Raw genomic sequence first — 18,292 nt, forward strand, 5'->3', positions numbered from 1 at the left:
GCAATCTTTACACCGCACCCCTCTACAAAGGCTGTGTCAAAGAACTGATCGCTATTCTATTCCAAACATTAATCGTAGCAATAGCCAATATTATCTTCGCGATATACCCCTCATCAAAAACCTTTTCCGCCTCCGCATAGGTCTCTTCCTTTAATCCTGCCTTAGAAATCATCGTAATTTCTTCCGTCATCGCCAGAATCACACGTTCCTTCTCATCATAAAGATTGGTTTCCCTCCAAGCATCCAATAAAAAAATTCGTTGAGTCGTTTCCCCCTGTTTCAACGCATCTTTTGTGTGCATATTAATACAAAACGCACAACCATTTATCTGGGAAGCTCTGATCTTAATCAATTCAATATGCGATTTCTCTAAACCAGAATGCTGTACGAAATTTTCTAATCCCAATACCGCTTGATATCCCTTTGGCTCAATCGCCGAAATGTTCATTCTTGCTTTCATGTCTAATTAATTTTTTCAATTATTTAATACCACAAAGTAAATCCATTAGCGCCAAAGAAATCTTAAACCAGTTTAAGAAATACTTTTCTTGCGTATTTCACTAACATATTCCGGCGTTAAGCCCAAATAGGAAGCTATTAAATACTGAGGGACACGTTGCATAAAATCAGGAAAATTCCTACTGAACTGTAGGTAGATTTCCTCTTTAGAATAAAGTTTAAATAAGATGTTTCGGTATTGAGCAGCGGCATATGCTTTTCGATAAACTGCCGAAAAATAACCATACATGACAGGAAATCGTTCGCATATTTTCACTTCATTCTGTTTACTCATCCGTAAGACCACACTTTTTTCAACTGCCTGTATGGCACATAAGGATTTGGTTTCCTGCAACAACGATTTATGATCTGAGATCCACCAGTTCTCCAAGGCAAAGTCGGTAGTCATTTCTACCCCTTTTTCATTCAGGGTAAACATCCTTAAACATCCCTGTAACACAAAATATTGGTCATTCGAATAGTGATCCAGTTCCTGCAGGTATTCTTTTTTATTTAAGGAAACAACTTCTACATAAGTTGTTAGTTCCTGAAAGTCCGCCGCAGGCATAGGAACGATAGCATTAATATGTTTTTCTAAAATCTTAAGCATGGGTTCAATCCTAATCCTTTCAAAAATAAAAAAAACAGGGAACACCACTGTTCCCCTGTTTAATATAATTTAGCTGACCTAAAGATCAATGAATAATCGTAAAAACTATTTTATCCTTCTTTGTTCTTATCCTTATTGATGAATACAAATTGATGGTCAAAACTATCCAATTCAATAACCGAATCCGAAGTGATTTTTCCAGAAAGGATTTCTTTCGACAATTCGTTCAGAATACGTTTTTGAATTACCCGTTTTAATGGTCTTGCACCATATACTGGGTCATAACCCAGCTGTGCCAACCAATCCAACGCTTCATCAGTGGCTGTTAAGAAAATATTCTGTTCAGCCAATTGCCTTTGGACCTTTCCAAACTGCATCCGAACGATATCTCCAATTTCATCCCTTGAAAGCGGAGTAAACATGATAATTTCATCAATCCTGTTCAAGAATTCCGGACGGATGGATTTCTGCAATAATTCAAACACCTCATCCTTGGTTTTCGCGATGATTTCCTCACGGTTTCCATCCATCAATTTAGAAAAATTCTCCTGGATGATATGGGATCCTGTATTCGAGGTCATGATAATAATGGTGTTCTTGAAATTGACCACACGCCCTTTATTATCCGTTAAGTGGCCATCATCCAACACCTGCAATAAAATGTTGAACACATCTGGATGTGCTTTTTCGATCTCATCCAATAACACCACCGAATACGGTCTACGACGAACAGCTTCTGTCAATTGTCCACCTTCATCATAACCAACATATCCTGGAGGCGCTCCGATCAATCTGGAAACGGCATGACGTTCCTGGTATTCCGACATGTCGATCCGAACCAAAGCCTGCTCATCATCAAATAAGAATTCGGCCAAGGCTTTAGCCAATTCTGTTTTACCCACACCGGTGGTTCCCAAGAAAATGAACGAACCAATCGGCCTTTTAGCATCACTCAATCCTGCTCTGGATCTCCGAATCGCATCTGATATCGCCTCAATGGCTTCATCTTGTCCGGCCACACGTTTGTGCAATTCTTCCTCCAGATTCAATAGTTTTTCGCGTTCCGATTGAATCATTTTATTGACAGGGATACCGGTCCATTTAGAAACCACGTCTGCAATATCTTCCGAGGTTACTTCCTCTTTCAACATGCGGCTGCTATCCTGTTTTTCTGCCAGTTCTTTTTTCAAACGTTCTACGGCATCCTGCGCTTCCTTGATCTTTCCATAACGTAATTCCGCTACTTTACCGTAATCACCTGCACGCTCAGCTTGTTCCGCTTCTAATTTGTAATCTTCAATATTTTGCGCTTCTTGGTTAACTTGATCAACCAGGGTCTTCTCCGATTGCCAAGCAGCCTTCAAGGAATCACGCTCGTTGGAAAGATTGGCAATGGTTTCAGATAGTTCTTTTACCTTCTTCTCGTCATTTTCTCTTTTGATAGCCTCTCTTTCAATTTCCAACTGCATGATCCGACGATCCAATTCATCCACGGATTCTGGAACGGAGTCCATTTCCAACCTCAACTTTGAAGCAGCTTCATCCACCAAGTCGATGGCCTTATCGGGCAAGAAACGATCGGTAATATAGCGTTGTGATAGTTCAACAGCCGCGATGATCGCCTCATCCAATATTCTTACCTTATGATGGGTTTCATAGCGCTCTTTCAATCCGCGAAGGATAGATATCGCATCCTGGGTATCAGGCTCTTCCACCATAACTTTCTGAAAACGACGCTCTAAGGCTTTATCTTTCTCAAAATATTTCTGATACTCATTCAAGGTAGTCGCACCAATGGCACGCAATTCTCCTCTTGCCAAGGCTGGTTTTAAAATATTAGCTGCATCCATAGCGCCTTCGCCACCACCTGCACCAACCAAGGTATGGATCTCATCAATGAAAAGAATGATCTCGCCATCACTATCTGATACCTCTTTCACTACCGCTTTCAAGCGTTCTTCAAATTCACCTTTATATTTGGCTCCTGCAATCAAAGCACCCATATCCAAGGAGAACACCGTTTTGGATTTTAAATTCTCCGGTGCATCACCTTTGATGATCCGATGGGCAATTCCTTCCGCGATGGCAGTTTTACCAACACCGGGTTCACCCACTAAAATCGGATTGTTTTTGGTCCTGCGGGAAAGGATCTGCATTACCCGGCGAATTTCTTCATCACGCCCGATGACAGGATCTAATTTTCCTGATTCTGCATATTCATTCAGATTCCGAGCATATTTTCCTAAAGCATTGTAAGTAGCTTCCGCATTCTGATCCGTTACCCTGTTGTTTCCTCGCAATTCCTTGATGGCCAATTTAAGATCCTTCTCATTTACGCCCTGATCTTTTAATAGGGCAGAAGCCTTATCATTGGCTGTTAATAAAGCCAATAGAATATGTTCAATAGAAACAAACTCATCATTAAACTCTTTCAAATAGCTTTGGGCCTTCTGTAATACCGCATTGGCACTATTACTCAGATAAACATTACTACCGCTAACCTTTGGAAGTGCGGCAATCTGCTTGTCGGCCTCTGAATTCACATAGTTCAGATTGACATTCAGTTTTTTCAAGAGATGCCCGATGATATTTTCATCAACGGTCAACAATGCTTTTAAAATATGAATGGGTTCTATCGCTTGCTGCTGGTTCCCCACAGCAATCTCTGAGGCTTTTTGTATGGCTTCTTGAGCCTTTATCGTAAAATTATTAAAATTCATAGATTAGTTATTTTCTTTTCTAACGTATGCATCAAAACCAATGCCCAGCCCATTTAAAAGGATATAAACTGCAATTATGACATAAATATTAAAAATTTCATGTCAAAATTACAGGTCTATTAGGCTTCTATAAATTTAAACAAATTAAGAGTCAATATGTTAGGTGGAAATTGAAATTTAATAAAAACGAAAAAATGTTCCTAATCCATCAATTTCAATAGAAAATCGGCATTCAAACCTTTATAATCCTGTATATACGCTTTACAGATGGGGAGATCTGCTTGTTGATGGGAGCTCAATACGCCCACCACATGCATTCCGGCATTTAATCCTGCGGTCACTCCAGAGAAAGAATCTTCAAAAACGAAACATGACGAAGGATCAATTTGAAGATTTTCAGCGGATTTCAGGTAAACTTCTGGATGGGGTTTGTGCAGTTCCACATTTTCACTTCCTAAGGTAGAACTAAAGAAATCACGGATAGAAAGGCGGTCGAGTATCAGATCCATATTTGCTCGAGGTGCGGAAGTAGCAACTCCCAATTTAAAATCATGAGCTTTTAGATCAGCTAGAAAATCGGGGAGAAAGGGGATAGGCTTGGCCTCTTCCTGATAGATTTCACGGAACAAACCTTCCTTTTCATCTTCTAAAGTCAACAACTCCGAGCCTTGTATAGGTCTTTTAAAGAAATAGGTAAAAATATGGCTGTTATGTTTACCGTACATGTGCTTTTCAAATTCCTCTTCGCTATAAGTGATTTCGTGACGGTCAAAAAAGACTTCAAAGGCTTTGGCATGATAGGGATTCGTATGAGCGATAACCCCATCCATATCAAAGATAACAGCTAAATTTTTCATGCTGCAAAGGTAAGAAATCCTATTCGGAAGTATTACTTTTTATCCGATCGCCCAACATGATATAAGCCTGATGAATGAAATTATAGAAGGAAGAAGCTGGATCTGCCTTGTTTTTACCGTCGTTACTATGTCCGAGTCTCACCACGATCAGGTCATCTTCAGGAACCACGATCACAAATTGCCCCAAATGCCCATCCATATAGAAATAAGGCTTTTGTTGATAATTCCCCATCCACCAGCCATAGCCATACTCCGGAGAATCCGGAAATCGATTGGTTAATGATTGCGAAACATAGCTAGAATCCAGCAATTGCTGTCCATTCCATTTTCCATGCTGAAGATAGAGCCTTCCGAAGCGGGCAAAATCCCTGGCATTACTTGCAAAACAACAGTAAGCCTTTTCGATGCCCTTTTCCTTACTGTCCAACTGCCATAGGGCATCATGTTCTGCCCCCATGGGTTCCCAAAAATACTGGGTCATCAACGCTGAAAGTGATTTCTTACTTGCTCTTTGCAGGGCTATACCCAATAATTGGGTGTCTCCACTTTGGTATTTAAATCCTTGTCCTGGTTTGGCGTTGATCGGCATCGCATCTAAGGCGCCAACAATATCCTTATCAAAGTATAACCTGGTGGTGATCGAGAAAGGATCATAATATTTCTCCTCCCATTTCATCCCTGAACTCATGGAAACCAGATCTTTTAACGTCAAGGAATCAGCAAATGGACCTTGCACCTCAGGTACAAAATCTTTTACTTTCTGATCTATACTTTTTACCAAACCGTTTTCAATGGCCTTTCCTAGTAGGGCCGCGACCATACTTTTTGCCATGGAGAAGGAGTTGGAACTGGAGGAATCCGAATATCCACCATAATACTCCTCAAACCAGATGCTATCCTGATGAATGATCATATACGCTATAGAACCAGATCGTTCATGGATTCTTTTCAATGAATCCGTGATCGGCACTTGATTATAGGATGCTGAGATTGGCCATGGTTGAGGTGTGCCATGCTTGACGGTATGGTTATCAAAATAGTGGTAATCGTCCAGATAGGCTGTTGTATGGCCTTTCATGTAAATGACATAAATGCCTTTTAGGATATAATCGACCTTGAAAACATAGAGTGAAACAATGGTCAAGAGTAGGAAAGAACCCAGCAGGATCCCCAACCATTTCAAAATCTTTATCAAAATTTTCATATATAGGTTTTGTATCAGCCTAAAGATAAGGAAATAAGAATGGAAAACCTGCTATTTTAAACGTTTAGCTTCGTTCCAATAAACATCCATCTCCTCCAGGCTCATCTGACACAAGATCTTACCATCGGCTTTGGATTTCTCTTCTAGATAATTGAAACGGAACATGAATTTTTTGTTGGTTTTCTCCAAGGCATTCTCCGGGTTGATACCCAGATGTCGGGCATAATTGATCAACGAGAACAACAGGTCACCAAACTCGGCTTCTGCACGTTCTAAATTGATGTTTTCCTGCTCTATATTGAATTCCGCCTTAAATTCGGCCAATTCTTCTTCTACTTTCTCCCAAACCTGCTTTTTATCTTCCCAATCAAAACCGACGCCTCTGACCTTATCCTGAATCCGATAAGCTTTTACTAATGCAGGAAGACTTTTAGGCACGCCGGAAAGGACCGACTTATTTCCCTCTTTCAATTTTATGCTTTCCCAATTCTGTTTCACCACTTCGTCGGTTTCCGCTTGTACATCTCCATAGATATGGGGATGTCTACTGATCAATTTATCGCAGATACCATTCAGCACATCAACTATGGTAAATTGCAGTTCTTCCTCGGCAATCCGCGCGTAGAACACCAAATGCATCAATATATCCCCCAGTTCATTCTTGATCTCTTTATGGTCCTTATCCAATATGGCATCCGCCAATTCATACATTTCCTCGATGGTCAGATGTCGTAGGGATTCCATCGTCTGTTTTTTATCCCAAGGACATTCCAAACGTAGGGTATATAAAACTTCCAATAATCTTTCAAATGCTTCGCTGGGGGTGTTTTTTGCGGGAGGAATGGAATGGGCCATATGTTCAGAATAGATTTCGATTTAGTATATTTAATGAAACAATAGCCAAAGTTAACTGTTTTAAAACAAAAAAAGGATTTGATATGACCACTAAAAACGACTATGCAAATGCAAAGGAAGCCTTAGATCATCTACAGGCAAAAGGATATACCGTAGATTACAATATTGAGTTTGATGGCTTACTGGCAGAGGCAGCTGATTATACCATCGATTATCTATATCGCTATGAAGGCATGAGCAACCCGGACGATGAAAGTTCGGTTTACGGCATCAGAAACATCAATACCGATGAAAAAGGTATTTTTGTGGCTGGCAACCTTTCCTTTTTAGAAGGTAAGAAAAGAGATATTATCCTGGAGTTGGAAATCAAGCATCGCAAGCAAGATTAAAAAGAATCTCTCTCATTAATAATCATTAAAAAAGGCTATTTCATGATACATGGAATAGCCTTTTCTTCATTGTAAAAGCATACTGAAAGTAATGTGAAAGTATGCTTTTCCTATGGTTGGGTTACAAAAACATGCTTTAAGTATGCTTTAACCATGTTTTTTTACCGAAATCATCGTTTTACCATACTAAAACAGGCCTTTTTTCTGAAGGCTTCTTTTTTTCAGGAATTTTGTAGCAATTCGGCTATAGTCGTCGTATGTTTGTATAATCAAAATTTATAGAATGACACTTGTACAATTAGAATATATTATAGCCGTAGATACCTATAGAAGTTTTGTTGCTGCCGCCGAAAAATGTTATGTAACCCAACCAACCCTGAGTATGCAGATCCAAAAGCTGGAAGAATCCTTAGGGGTGAAGATTTTTGATAGGAGCAGACAACCGGTAGTACCTACAGAGATTGGCGAAAAGATTCTAGAACAAGCAAGGACCGTGCTCACGGAGAGCAAAAAAATAAATGAACTGCTACAGACCGAGAAAGGAGAGCTCACTGGAGAACTACGAATCGGTGTAATCCCTACTGTTGCACCTTATTTATTGCCCGCTGTTATTTCTAACTTCCTAAAAAAACACGATAAACTTAAGCTTCAGATCTGGGAATATACCACGGAACAGATCGTACAGGAACTAAAATTAGGCACCTTGGATTGCGGGTTATTATCTACCCCTATACATGATTCATCCATCAATGAGATTCCCTTATTTTACGAGACCTTTGTGGCGTATGTCTCCGAAAAGAGTTCCTTATACCAGAAGAAAATACTCAGCGCAGAAGAGATTGCTGATGAAAAACTATGGTTATTGAACGAAGGGCACTGTATGCGCGGACAGGTCTTGAATATCTGCAATTACAAGCACAACCAATCGAAGGAAGGTTCTTTTGATTACAATACCGGGAGTGTGGAAACCTTAAAAAGAATGGTTGATCTGAATGGCGGTATGACTATCCTTCCGGAATTGAGTATCAGTAATTATGATGAAGATCAATTACAGAATGTACGCTACTTCCGCGCTCCGGAACCGGTACGGGAGATCAGTATTGTCACTCCACAGAATTATGTGAAGAAACAGGCCATCAATTTATTGAAAAATGAAATCCTACAATTGGTACCGGATCGCTTTAAAACGAAACGGAAAAAAGAAGTAATGGGTTTCGCGCTTTAGGATCTCAGAGCAAGCAACTTGCTTACATATTTACCAATGATATCAAACTCCAAGTTGACCGTTGATCCAACTTCCACCTGATGTAGGTTGGTATGCTCCAGGGTATAGGGGATAATCGCGACAGAAAATGAATTCTTTCCAGAATTAACCACTGTTAAACTGATTCCATTAACTGTAATCGAACCTTTTTCCACGGTTACATTTTGTTTCTCCGGATCATATTCAAAAGTAAACAGGGTACTACCATCCTGGGGTTCGACAGCCACACAGATCGCCGTTTGGTCTACATGGCCCTGAACAATATGTCCATCTAAACGACCACCAATTTGTGTACAGCGCTCTAAGTTCACCTGATCACCTTCTTTTAACAGGCCAAGCGAACTCTTTTCCAAAGTTTCTTTGATTGCGGTTACTTGGTGAACATCACCTTCCATACCGACCACTGTTAAACAAACCCCATTGTGGGAAACACTCTGATCGATTTTTAAAGCTGAACTAATAGGGGATTCCACAAAATAATGGATGTTGGATTGTTCATGTTCTATTTTCGTAACGCGTCCTAAAGTTTCTATGATACCTGTAAACATATATTGATTCTTTGATACAAAGTTAAGATATTATTTTAAGCTGCCCAGCTTCAAAAACCGAATATTGTTTAGCCATTTAGTTCAGGTTAAAAGCGGATTTAAAAAAAAAAAAAAAATATTTGCAAAAGTGTAAATTGTACACTATCTTTGTATCATCATAATTTAGGTTTATAATTGGTTATTAAAGGTTTTCATTCTCCCCGTTTGAAAACCTTTTTTTTTGAAATTTAATCTTCTGATTTCCAGATAGTTAAAATTTTTAGACCAGAGTACAGAAGCTAATTCCCACAAAACATTTGGATTTATTAATAGAATTTATCTACCTTTGTCTTAGGTTTAGGTTGATTACCTCATAAAGAGGTTATTTTTTAAAGCTTGAGCGATCGCCCGATTGACTCAAGCTTTATTATTTTTACACCATTTCCATAACAATATGCCCGACAATTTGTAGCTGTAATTCTACTTTGACGATAGTTGATGAGAAGATAATTTTTGAAGGATGCCGGCTAGCTGTCTTTCTTTTTGCTGAGCGCTGATAACCATAGATAGCCTAGAAATCCAGAAATCAAGGAACCAATAAGCACGGCAAATTTAGCCTCTTCAATGAAAACAGGATCTTTAAAGGATAGCATGGAGATAAAAATGGACATCGTGAACCCAATACCACCCAACATGCCCACACCGATCATATGTTTCCAAGAAGCCAGTTCCGGCAGGTTTGCGATCTTTGATTTTACGCATAACCAAGAAGTGAGAAAAATACCAATCGCCTTACCAAAGAAAAGCCCGAGGATAATTCCCAATCCCAGTGGAGTTGTCAATCCGCTTACCATTTCGCCGTGTATGGTAATATTGGTATTGACCAAGGCGAACAAAGGTATGATGATGAAGTTTACGGGATTTGCCAGAGCATGTTCTAATTTTTCCAAAGGAGATTCCGTTGCATCCGGCGTGGTGGGCAAGGTCATGGCAACCAATACACCAGCAATGGTCGCATGGATTCCCGAATGATGGATAAAATACCAGATGAAGATACCAGGGATGATATATGCCCAAATACTTTTGACCCCAAAAAAATTAAAGGCTACCAAAAGCGCCAATAAGGCTGCAGCGTACATCAAATACGTATAATGAAGTTCTGTGGAATAGAATATAGCAATAACCAGGATGGCCAATAAATCATCCACAATAGCTAAAGCCGCTAGGAAGATCTTTAAACTTGCGGGAACGCGGTTACCTAATAAGGTCATGATCGCTAAGGCAAATGCAATATCGGTAGCCATCGGGATTCCCCAGCCATGGAAAGTGGCTTCCCCTTTATTTAAAACCGAATAGATAATGGCAGGAACGATAGCTCCACCAATAGCGGCCAGAATAGGCAGTGCGGCTTTTTTAGGCGAGGACAATTCTCCTTCTACCAATTCCCTTTTGATCTCCAATCCAACCAAGAGGAAGAATATAGCCATCAACCCATCGTCAATCCAAGCCTTTATGGAATATTTCAGTTGGATACTGTCGTTCTCGAAACCAAAAGTAGTCTGCAGGATGTTGTTAAATCCAGAAGCAAGCCCAGTATTGGCTATTATCAAGGATAAAATCACACAGACAAACAATAATATTCCTCCGGAAGTATTGGAGGATAGGAACTTCTTGAATACAGTAAGATTGATCAGACTTGACATAGGATGGTATTGCCGCTAATTCGTTTATTGATTTCTAATTCTATTATGTTTAATTCTTATAGCCAAACCACTTGATCAGCTCCTTAAAGCTGGCTTTTTTGCCATACATCAAAATGCCTACGCGATAGATTCGGGCTGCTACCCAAGTGGTGAATATAAATCCAGCTACCAATAAAGCAAATGATAAAGCGATCTGCCATACTGGTACCCCAAATGGAACGCGGACCAACATGGCAATAGGAGAGGTCAAAGGTATAAAACTTAACCAAGTTGCAATGCTTCCGTGCGGATCATTTATCAACACCCCAAAAGAGAGCACATAGGCCAACAGGAGAGGGGCGGTAATAGGCATGGTAAACTGATTGGCCTCTGTTTCATTATCGACCGCAGAACCTACTGCAGCAAACAGGGCTGAATAAAGCATATAACCGCCTAAAAAGAACAAGAAGAAACAGGTCAATAGCTCAGGGAAATTCACGGAATCCAAAGCACTTCCTAAACTGGCAACCATCGACATATCCTCATTCTCCGGATTGACATTTTGAGCGGCTTGTTGTTCCGTTTGGGCAATAAACTCATCCTTGTCGATCAGCGTGGAAGTTGCCAAACTGATTAATCCAAAGCTTAAAATGATCCATAGGATGAATTGGGTAATACCGACTAGACCAATACCAATGATTTTTCCCATCATCAATTGGAAAGGTTTTACCGAGGATATAACCACCTCGACAATCCTATTGGATTTTTCCTCAATAATACCACGCATTACCTGAGCGCCATATAAAAAGAGGGAAAGGTAGATCAATACGGACAAGGCCATGGCAATACCCATAGCTATGCGGGTATCACTTTCTTTGGCTTCGCCCGAATCGGTGATCTCCTTAGCGGAAATCTTGACCGAGCTATCGATGTTCTTGATTTTATCCGGGTCAATATTCAATTTAGCATATTGGTAATTCAGCATGACCGTTTCCAACTGCTTCTCAATTTCGGATTGCGTATTGATATTGGGCTTACCGGAGGATAGAAATTCGATTTTCTGGGTTTCGAAGAAATCCTGAGGGATTATCAATAGACTGGTATTATCTCCTGCATCTTTGACCTTTTTCAATTGAACACCCAATTCATCCGCAGAATGCGTGAAGGTGATGTTTTTATTGTTCACCAACTCCTTGCCGACCTGGTTGGTGTTGTCCAATACATAGACAATGGCATTGTTGTCTTCAAAGCTTTTTTTCGTCAGATAGAATGCACCTACGTAGATACCAATAAAAAATAAGGGAACTAAAAAAGTAGTCAATAGAAAAGTTTTCTTTTTAACCCTACTTAAATATTCTCTTTGAATGATTAATATAATCTTATTCATAACTAGGCTCTTGTCTTCTTAATAATTTGATGTTACTTTATCAATGAATATCTCATTCATCGTTGGAACGATTTCAAAAATTTGATGGATTTCCATCATCGGTATCAGGTGAAGCAATACTTCATTCAGGTTGATACCAGGATTTAATTGAATCGTCAATTTAGATTCCTCGCCAACTTCATGTTGGATGATCTCATAGAGGCTGGAATGTTCAAGAAGAGATGTATGCTCGGGCTTCAAAACATATTGAATCTTATACGTCTGGTTTTTATATTGATTTTTGATCTGTTTTACCGATCCCTCCAAGATCAATTTGGATTTATTGATCAAGGCGATATGGTCGCAGAGCATTTCTACAGATTCCATCCGATGGGTTGAATAGATAATGGTAGCCCCTTTTTTATTCAGTTCCAGGATCTCGTCCTGAATGATCTGCGCATTTACCGGATCAAATCCAGAGAAGGGTTCGTCCAATATGATTAGGTCTGGCTCGTGCAATACCGTAGCAACAAACTGCACCTTCTGTTGCATTCCCTTACTGAGATCTTCCACTTTCTTATTCCACCAGGATTCAATCTGCAGTTTTTCAAACCAATATTTAATGCGTTGTTTGGCATCCTGTTTCGAAAGGCCTTTCAATTGGGCTAGATAGATCATCTGTTCGCCGATCTCCATTTTTTTATAGAGGCCTCTTTCTTCCGGCAGGTAACCAATTCTTCCGATATGCTTGGGAGAAAGCCGTTCGCCATCAAAATAGATTTCACCGGCATCAGGTGCAGTAATCTGATTGATGATACGGATCAGTGAGGTCTTTCCGGCACCATTAGGACCTAACAAACCGAATATCTGTCCTTTAGGGACTATAAATGAAACATCATTTAATGCCGTATGATTGGCATACTGCTTCACAATGTGTCGTATATCTAGCATCTTGAGGTAATTTGGGCATGAATGTAAATAAATTTTTTCTTATTTATTGTACCTTTGTGCCATGATCATCAAACAGGCCGAATTTGTAAGTAGCAATACAGAGGTATCAAAACTACCGCTAGCTGATAAACCAGAATATGCGTTTATCGGAAGATCCAATGTAGGAAAATCCTCGTTGATCAATGCCATTACGGGTCGTAAATACTTGGCAAAAACATCGCAGAAGCCAGGAAAAACCCAACTCATCAACCATTTCATCATCAATAACACCTGGTATCTGGTGGATTTGCCGGGATATGGTTTTGCACAGGTTTCCAAAAAAAGCCGGGCAGAATGGGAAAAGTTTATTCGCGCCTACCTAAGACACCGTGAAAACCTGCAATGTGTTTTTGTTTTGATCGATAGTAGACATGAACCTCAAAAGATCGATTTGGATTTCTGTTGCTGGTTGGGTGAAGAGGGGATTCCATTTATGTTGGTATTCACGAAGGCGGATAAACAGTCTGGCGTAAAATCGGATCAGAACGTAGCGAAATTCCGTCGTGCCTTAAAAAAATGGTTCGAAGAAATCCCTCCGAATTTCCTGACCTCTGCCGAAACCAAATTAGGTTGCGATAAAGTGCTTCAGGCCATAGACGATGTCAATCAAAATTTTGTATCGCCGATTGAGTAATTATGAAGAAATACATGTCTCTCGTGCTTTTTGCACATAGTATTTTCGCTTTACCATTTGCCATCATCGGTTTCTTCTTGGCCATCCACACCACAAATTATCAGTTTGAATGGAAATTATTTCTTTTGGTGTTGTTATGTATGGTTACGGCTAGAAATGCCGCTATGGCCTTTAATAGATACCTTGACAGGGATATCGACGCCCTCAACCCAAGAACAGCGGTTCGGGATATTCCAGCTGGAAGGATTGCGCCCAAACAGGCCTTACTTTTCACCATCATCAATTGTTTGATCTTTATGTTGGCCTGTTATTTCATCAATCCGATGTGCTTGATGTTATCACCGGTCGCCCTGTTCGTGATCCTTTTTTATTCTTACATGAAAAGGATTTCACCCTTATGCCATATCGTGCTGGGAATAGGCTTGGGCTTGGCACCTGTTGGAGCTTATTTGGCCGTAACAGGTCATTTTAATATTGTTCCCATTTTTTATGGTTTAGCAGTGCTGACCTGGGTGAGTGGTTTTGACATCATTTATGCCCTACAGGATGAGGAATTTGATAAGGCCAATGGATTGAACTCCATTCCGGCCAATTTTGGAGCAAAGAACGCCTTACGGATATCCGAAGTGCTACATATATTATCTTTCATTTTTGTACTATTGCCGATCTGGTTTATGCCTACGGGTATCTTCTATTATATTGGTGTCGCGTTGTATGGCCTGATGTTGATCTATCAGCATCGCATTGTAAGCCCTACAGACCTCAGTCGGGTAGACCGCGCATTTATGACTGCTAATGGTATTGCTTCTGTGGTATTTGCTGTTTTTTACTTGGCAGATATCATATTTTAATTTGCATTCCGTTTTGAAATCGTTTTCTTTGCATGAAATCTTATAGTAAATGGCGAAAAATCTATTGATAGTTGAGTCTCCAGCGAAAGCAAAAACAATTGAAGGATATTTGGGGAAAGATTTTTTAGTAAAATCAAGTTATGGCCATATTCGGGATCTGGTAAAGACCGATGATGCCATCGATACCAATGATAACTTCAAACAGAAATACGAAGTACCTTCTGATAAAAAAGCGATCGTTTCGGAACTCAAGAAATTAGCTAAAGCAGCAGAAACAGTATGGTTAGCATCCGATGAGGACCGCGAGGGAGAAGCCATTTCCTGGCATTTATATGAAACCTTGGGTTTAAAGGATGACAACACCAAACGTATTGTTTTTCATGAGATTACAAAGCCAGCTATTCTAAAAGCAATTGAATCACCTCGAAAAATAGACTTTAACTTAGTGAATGCGCAACAGGCTAGACGGGTATTGGACCGTTTGGTAGGTTTTGAGCTTTCGCCTGTTCTTTGGCGTAAAGTAAAACCTTCATTGTCAGCAGGTCGTGTTCAATCAGTTGCAGTAAGACTTATTGTTGAAAGGGAGCGTGAAATCAATAGATTCAATGCTGAAGCAAGCTTTAAGGTAGTTGCCATTTTTAAAACTGGTAAGGGTAAAGAACAATTCAAGGCCGAATTACCTAAGCGTTTTGGCAATTTTGAAGAAGCAAATACCTTTTTGAAAGATTGCGTACAAGCAGCTTACCAAGTTACCTCTTTAGAAACCAAACCTTCTAAACGCACGCCATCGGCACCTTTTACAACATCGACGCTTCAACAGGAGGCCAGTCGTAAATTAGGATTCTCCGTAGCCAGGACCATGCAGGTTGCCCAAAGATTGTATGAGGCCGGACGTATAACCTATATGCGTACCGACTCGGTAAACCTATCCGATACGGCTTTACAAGCGGCACAAGATGAAATTACTAAGGCATATGGGACCAAATACCATAAGCAGCGACAATATAAAACAAAAGCACAGGGAGCACAAGAGGCTCACGAAGCGATCAGACCGACCTATTTCAGCGAACATAGCATTGATGGGGATAATTCGGAAAGAAAACTTTACGAATTGATCTGGAAGCGTGCGATTGCCTCACAGATGAGTGAAGCAGAGTTTGAGAAAACCGTTGCAAACATCGAAGTATCAATACGTTCTGAAGCATTTGTAGCGACTGGAGAGGTGATGAAATTTGATGGTTTCTTGAAAGTATATTTTGAATCATCGGACGATGACCAAGAGGACCTAGAAGATGATAATGCAGATAACTCCTTATTACCTCCATTAACTAAGGGGCAAGCTTTAACCTTAAAGACCATGCAGGCTACAGAGCGTTTCTCACGACCTCCAGCGCGCTTCACGGAAGCTTCCTTGGTTAAAAAGTTAGAAGAATTAGGTATTGGTAGACCTTCTACCTATGCCCCAACCATATCCACCATCCAAAATCGTGGCTACGTCGTTAAAGAGGACCGCGATGGTAAAGAGCGCGTGTATCAAACCATTACCCTGCAGGATGGGGAAATCAGCAGTTTGAGCAAAACAGAGATCACGGGTGCTGAAAGGAATAAAATGTTCCCTACAGATATCGGTGTGCTGGTTAATGACTTTTTAGTTCAACATTTTAAAGGTATTGTAGATTACCACTTTACCGCAAAAGTGGAGAAGGAATTCGATGAGATCGCGCAGGGATTCAAAGAATGGACCGATATGCTATCCAATTTCTATGGTCCGTTCCATTCGGAGGTGCAGAATACCATTGAAAACGCCGATCGTGCGACGCATGAACGCGAACTTGGTGTTGATCCCGTTTCAGGAAAACCGATTTCTGTACGTGTGGGAAGATTTGGGCCTTTGGTGCAGATCGGAACTGCAGATGATGAAGAAAAACCACAGTTCGCTTCCTTACGTAAAGGGCAGATGATCGAAACCATTACCTTGGAAGAGGCGCTGGAATTATTCAAGCTTCCGAAAAAGGTTGGTGAATTTGAGGATAAGGAAATGACGGTTGCCATTGGTCGTTTTGGACCATATATAAGGCATAATAGTAGTTTTTATTCTTTACCGAAAGGATTGGATCCATTGGATGTAGAGGAAGAACAGGCGATTCAGATCATTGAAGAAAAACGTCAGAAAGATAAGGATAAGGTGATCCGTGTATTTGAGGAGAATGCAGAGGCAAGAATAGAGAATGGCCGTTGGGGACCTTTTGTTCGTTTCGGTAAACAGAATCTGAAGATTCCAAAAGGCACGGAAGTAGAGAAAATTACCTATGCTGATGTGTTGAAATGGGCGGAAGAAGACAGTAAAGGTGGAACTGGTAAAAAAGCAAAAGCGACCAAAACCACTACTAAAACCACTAAAACTAGCAGAGCGAAGAAAAAATAGTTCTAATGAAAAAGGATTTACCATTAAATATCGTTGAGGATATCTCCATAGCGGTGGTGTTAGAAAATGAAAGTCCTACGGCAAAGGTGTGGAATGTTTACCTGATCAATGAAAAGCCGGTCGGCATCAAAAACGTACTGGTTTCTTCCAAAGGATACGGCGAGAAGGATGGCAAGCAGGTGAAAACCACCACATTAAGACATTTCATTGGCGATATGGAAGCCGAATCTGTTCAAAAGATTGAAGCAATTGATATCCAGGTGTTTGGGCTTACCAATGAATATTGGCTAAGCTATTACATCGATGGAACCATCTATGATAAAAAATATATTTTCCTTCCAGAAAGTATTGTGGATGAAAATCTAATCAAAATCCCATTGGTCAATAAACCAGGCGTCATGATAGGAGGCACAAATTAAAATGACAAAGAAAAACTTTACCGTAGCCATCGACGGCTTTTCCTCATGCGGAAAGAGTACGGTTGCAAAAGCTGTAGCCAAGAAGTTGAATTTTGTATTTGTGGACTCTGGAGCCATGTACCGCGCGGTAACTTTATTCATACAACGCAATGATATCGCTTTGGATGATGATGTGGCGATACAGCAAGCTTTGGATAATATCCACATCGATTTTGTACCCAATTTAGAAAAGACACAGATCCTGTTGAATGGAGAAGACGTTTCGGAGGCGATCCGTACGATGGAAGTTTCTGAATATGTGAGTGAAGTGAGTGCGATTAAAGCGGTACGCAAGGCAATGGTTCATCAACAACAGCAATTGGGAAAGAAAAGAAATATTGTGATGGATGGTCGGGATATCGGCACAACAGTTTTTCCTTCGGCCGATCTAAAGATTTTCATGACGGCGAGTCCACAGGTACGTGCGGAAAGAAGATATGCCGAACTGGCTGCGAAAGGGGAGGAAATCACTATGGAAGAGGTGAAAGAGAATTTAGCTCACCGAGATCATATTGACAGTACCCGAGAAGAAAGTCCATTAAGACAAGCAGAAGATGCTATTGTTTTGGATAATACAGATCTTACACAAGAGGAACAATTGGATTTTGTACTGAACTTGGTGCGAGAGAAATTAACGAACTAAACTAAACAACGATAACAAAAAGAAGAAGGTGTCTAAAAAGGCACCTTCTTCTGTTTTATAGCTTTCTGGAGCTCCATTATAATTTCATGAGCAATATTAGGCTGCAAGTCGATGTTTTGTACTTTTCAGCATGTTGATGGCTTGATTTATCGCAAATAGGGAGTTTTTGCCACCTGGTTTACCGATAAAAGCTTTGTCTTTCCACTTTTTTGCCCATTTTCTGAGGTTATGGGCAATGGCCATCAAACCGAATTCCACAGCGACTTTATCCAGTCCTTTCATTGTGAACCGGGTAAACCTGTTGTTGCTTTTCATCTGA

At 40.3% G+C, this 18,292-nt stretch carries 18 protein-coding genes; 7 read left to right on the forward strand and 11 right to left on the reverse strand.

Annotated elements, in window-relative coordinates; translation table 11 throughout:
• Positions 1-22: 22 nt before the first annotated feature.
• The 6 genes from CRJ00_RS07490 to mazG form a co-directional block, all read right to left on the reverse strand.
• The gene (locus CRJ00_RS07490) at positions 23-460 is read right to left on the reverse strand and encodes a carboxymuconolactone decarboxylase family protein (RefSeq protein WP_099366254.1); all 438 of its coding nucleotides are present in this window, start codon (positions 458-460) and stop codon (positions 23-25) included.
• A 72-nt stretch (positions 461-532) separates the two neighbouring features.
• Positions 533-1,108 carry a Crp/Fnr family transcriptional regulator gene (locus CRJ00_RS07495; protein WP_099366255.1) on the reverse strand — a complete coding sequence of 192 codons (576 nt, stop codon included), beginning with the start codon at positions 1,106-1,108 and terminating at the stop codon, positions 533-535.
• A gap of 110 nt (positions 1,109-1,218) precedes the next feature.
• Positions 1,219-3,828, reverse strand: a complete 2,610-nt coding sequence (clpB, locus tag CRJ00_RS07500) for an ATP-dependent chaperone ClpB (RefSeq protein ID WP_099366256.1) — start codon at positions 3,826-3,828, stop codon at positions 1,219-1,221.
• Between the two features lie 200 nt (positions 3,829-4,028).
• A complete protein-coding gene (locus CRJ00_RS07505; protein ID WP_099366257.1) occupies positions 4,029-4,685 on the reverse strand; it encodes an HAD family hydrolase in 657 nt (218 codons plus the stop codon).
• A gap of 19 nt (positions 4,686-4,704) precedes the next feature.
• Positions 4,705-5,889 carry a serine hydrolase domain-containing protein gene (locus CRJ00_RS07510; RefSeq protein WP_099366258.1) on the reverse strand — a complete coding sequence of 395 codons (1,185 nt, stop codon included), beginning with the start codon at positions 5,887-5,889 and terminating at the stop codon, positions 4,705-4,707.
• 51 nt (positions 5,890-5,940) lie between these two features.
• Positions 5,941-6,744, reverse strand: coding sequence for a nucleoside triphosphate pyrophosphohydrolase (mazG, locus tag CRJ00_RS07515; protein WP_099366259.1), 804 nt, complete (start codon positions 6,742-6,744; stop codon positions 5,941-5,943).
• Positions 6,745-6,827: 83 nt separating this feature from the next.
• Here mazG and CRJ00_RS07520 point away from each other — a divergent pair, with 83 nt between their 5' ends.
• Both CRJ00_RS07520 and CRJ00_RS07525 read left to right on the forward strand, forming a co-directional pair.
• Positions 6,828-7,133 (forward strand): hypothetical protein, encoded by a 306-nt coding sequence (locus CRJ00_RS07520; protein WP_099366260.1) that lies wholly within the window; start codon positions 6,828-6,830, stop codon positions 7,131-7,133.
• A 283-nt stretch (positions 7,134-7,416) separates the two neighbouring features.
• Positions 7,417-8,358, forward strand: coding sequence for a hydrogen peroxide-inducible genes activator (locus CRJ00_RS07525; protein ID WP_099366261.1), 942 nt, complete (start codon positions 7,417-7,419; stop codon positions 8,356-8,358).
• On the opposite strand, the gene CRJ00_RS07530 is transcribed toward CRJ00_RS07525, so the two are convergent.
• The 4 genes from CRJ00_RS07530 to CRJ00_RS07545 all read right to left on the reverse strand — a co-directional run bounded on the left by CRJ00_RS07530 (position 8,355) and on the right by CRJ00_RS07545 (position 12,923).
• Complete coding sequence (locus CRJ00_RS07530) at positions 8,355-8,945, reverse strand: riboflavin synthase (protein WP_099366262.1); 591 nt, start codon at positions 8,943-8,945, stop codon at positions 8,355-8,357. The genes CRJ00_RS07525 and CRJ00_RS07530 overlap by 4 nt on opposite strands.
• Before the next feature lie 506 nt (positions 8,946-9,451).
• Positions 9,452-10,627 (reverse strand): Na+/H+ antiporter NhaA, encoded by a 1,176-nt coding sequence (gene nhaA, locus CRJ00_RS07535; protein ID WP_099366263.1) that lies wholly within the window; start codon positions 10,625-10,627, stop codon positions 9,452-9,454.
• Between the two features lie 49 nt (positions 10,628-10,676).
• Positions 10,677-11,993: an ABC transporter permease gene (locus CRJ00_RS07540; protein ID WP_099366264.1), complete on the reverse strand. Its 1,317-nt coding sequence runs from the start codon at positions 11,991-11,993 to the stop codon at positions 10,677-10,679.
• 18 nt (positions 11,994-12,011) lie between these two features.
• Positions 12,012-12,923, reverse strand: coding sequence for an ABC transporter ATP-binding protein (locus tag CRJ00_RS07545; RefSeq protein WP_099366265.1), 912 nt, complete (start codon positions 12,921-12,923; stop codon positions 12,012-12,014).
• A 61-nt stretch (positions 12,924-12,984) separates the two neighbouring features.
• On the opposite strand from CRJ00_RS07545, the gene yihA reads away from it, so the two are divergent.
• The 5 genes from yihA to cmk are packed head-to-tail and all read left to right on the forward strand — an operon-like array spanning position 12,985 to position 17,973.
• Entirely contained in the window at positions 12,985-13,596 is a 612-nt protein-coding gene (yihA, locus tag CRJ00_RS07550; protein ID WP_099366266.1) for a ribosome biogenesis GTP-binding protein YihA/YsxC, read from the forward strand.
• A gap of 2 nt (positions 13,597-13,598) precedes the next feature.
• The gene (locus tag CRJ00_RS07555; protein ID WP_099366267.1) at positions 13,599-14,447 is read left to right on the forward strand and encodes a UbiA-like polyprenyltransferase; all 849 of its coding nucleotides are present in this window, start codon (positions 13,599-13,601) and stop codon (positions 14,445-14,447) included.
• 49 nt (positions 14,448-14,496) lie between these two features.
• Complete coding sequence (gene topA, locus CRJ00_RS07560; RefSeq protein WP_099366268.1) at positions 14,497-16,872, forward strand: type I DNA topoisomerase; 2,376 nt, start codon at positions 14,497-14,499, stop codon at positions 16,870-16,872.
• Positions 16,873-16,877: 5 nt separating this feature from the next.
• Entirely contained in the window at positions 16,878-17,291 is a 414-nt protein-coding gene (locus tag CRJ00_RS07565; protein ID WP_099366269.1) for a hypothetical protein, read from the forward strand.
• A 1-nt stretch (position 17,292) separates the two neighbouring features.
• Positions 17,293-17,973: a (d)CMP kinase gene (cmk, locus tag CRJ00_RS07570; RefSeq protein WP_099366270.1), complete on the forward strand. Its 681-nt coding sequence runs from the start codon at positions 17,293-17,295 to the stop codon at positions 17,971-17,973.
• Positions 17,974-18,069: 96 nt separating this feature from the next.
• Here cmk and CRJ00_RS19350 read toward each other — a convergent pair.
• On the reverse strand, positions 18,070-18,292 hold a 223-nt coding region (locus tag CRJ00_RS19350; protein ID WP_218962196.1), incomplete at its 5' end, for a transposase.

It is taken from the genome of Sphingobacterium sp. 1.A.4 (assembly GCF_002734245.1).
GTDB lineage: Bacteria > Bacteroidota > Bacteroidia > Sphingobacteriales > Sphingobacteriaceae > Sphingobacterium > Sphingobacterium tenebrionis.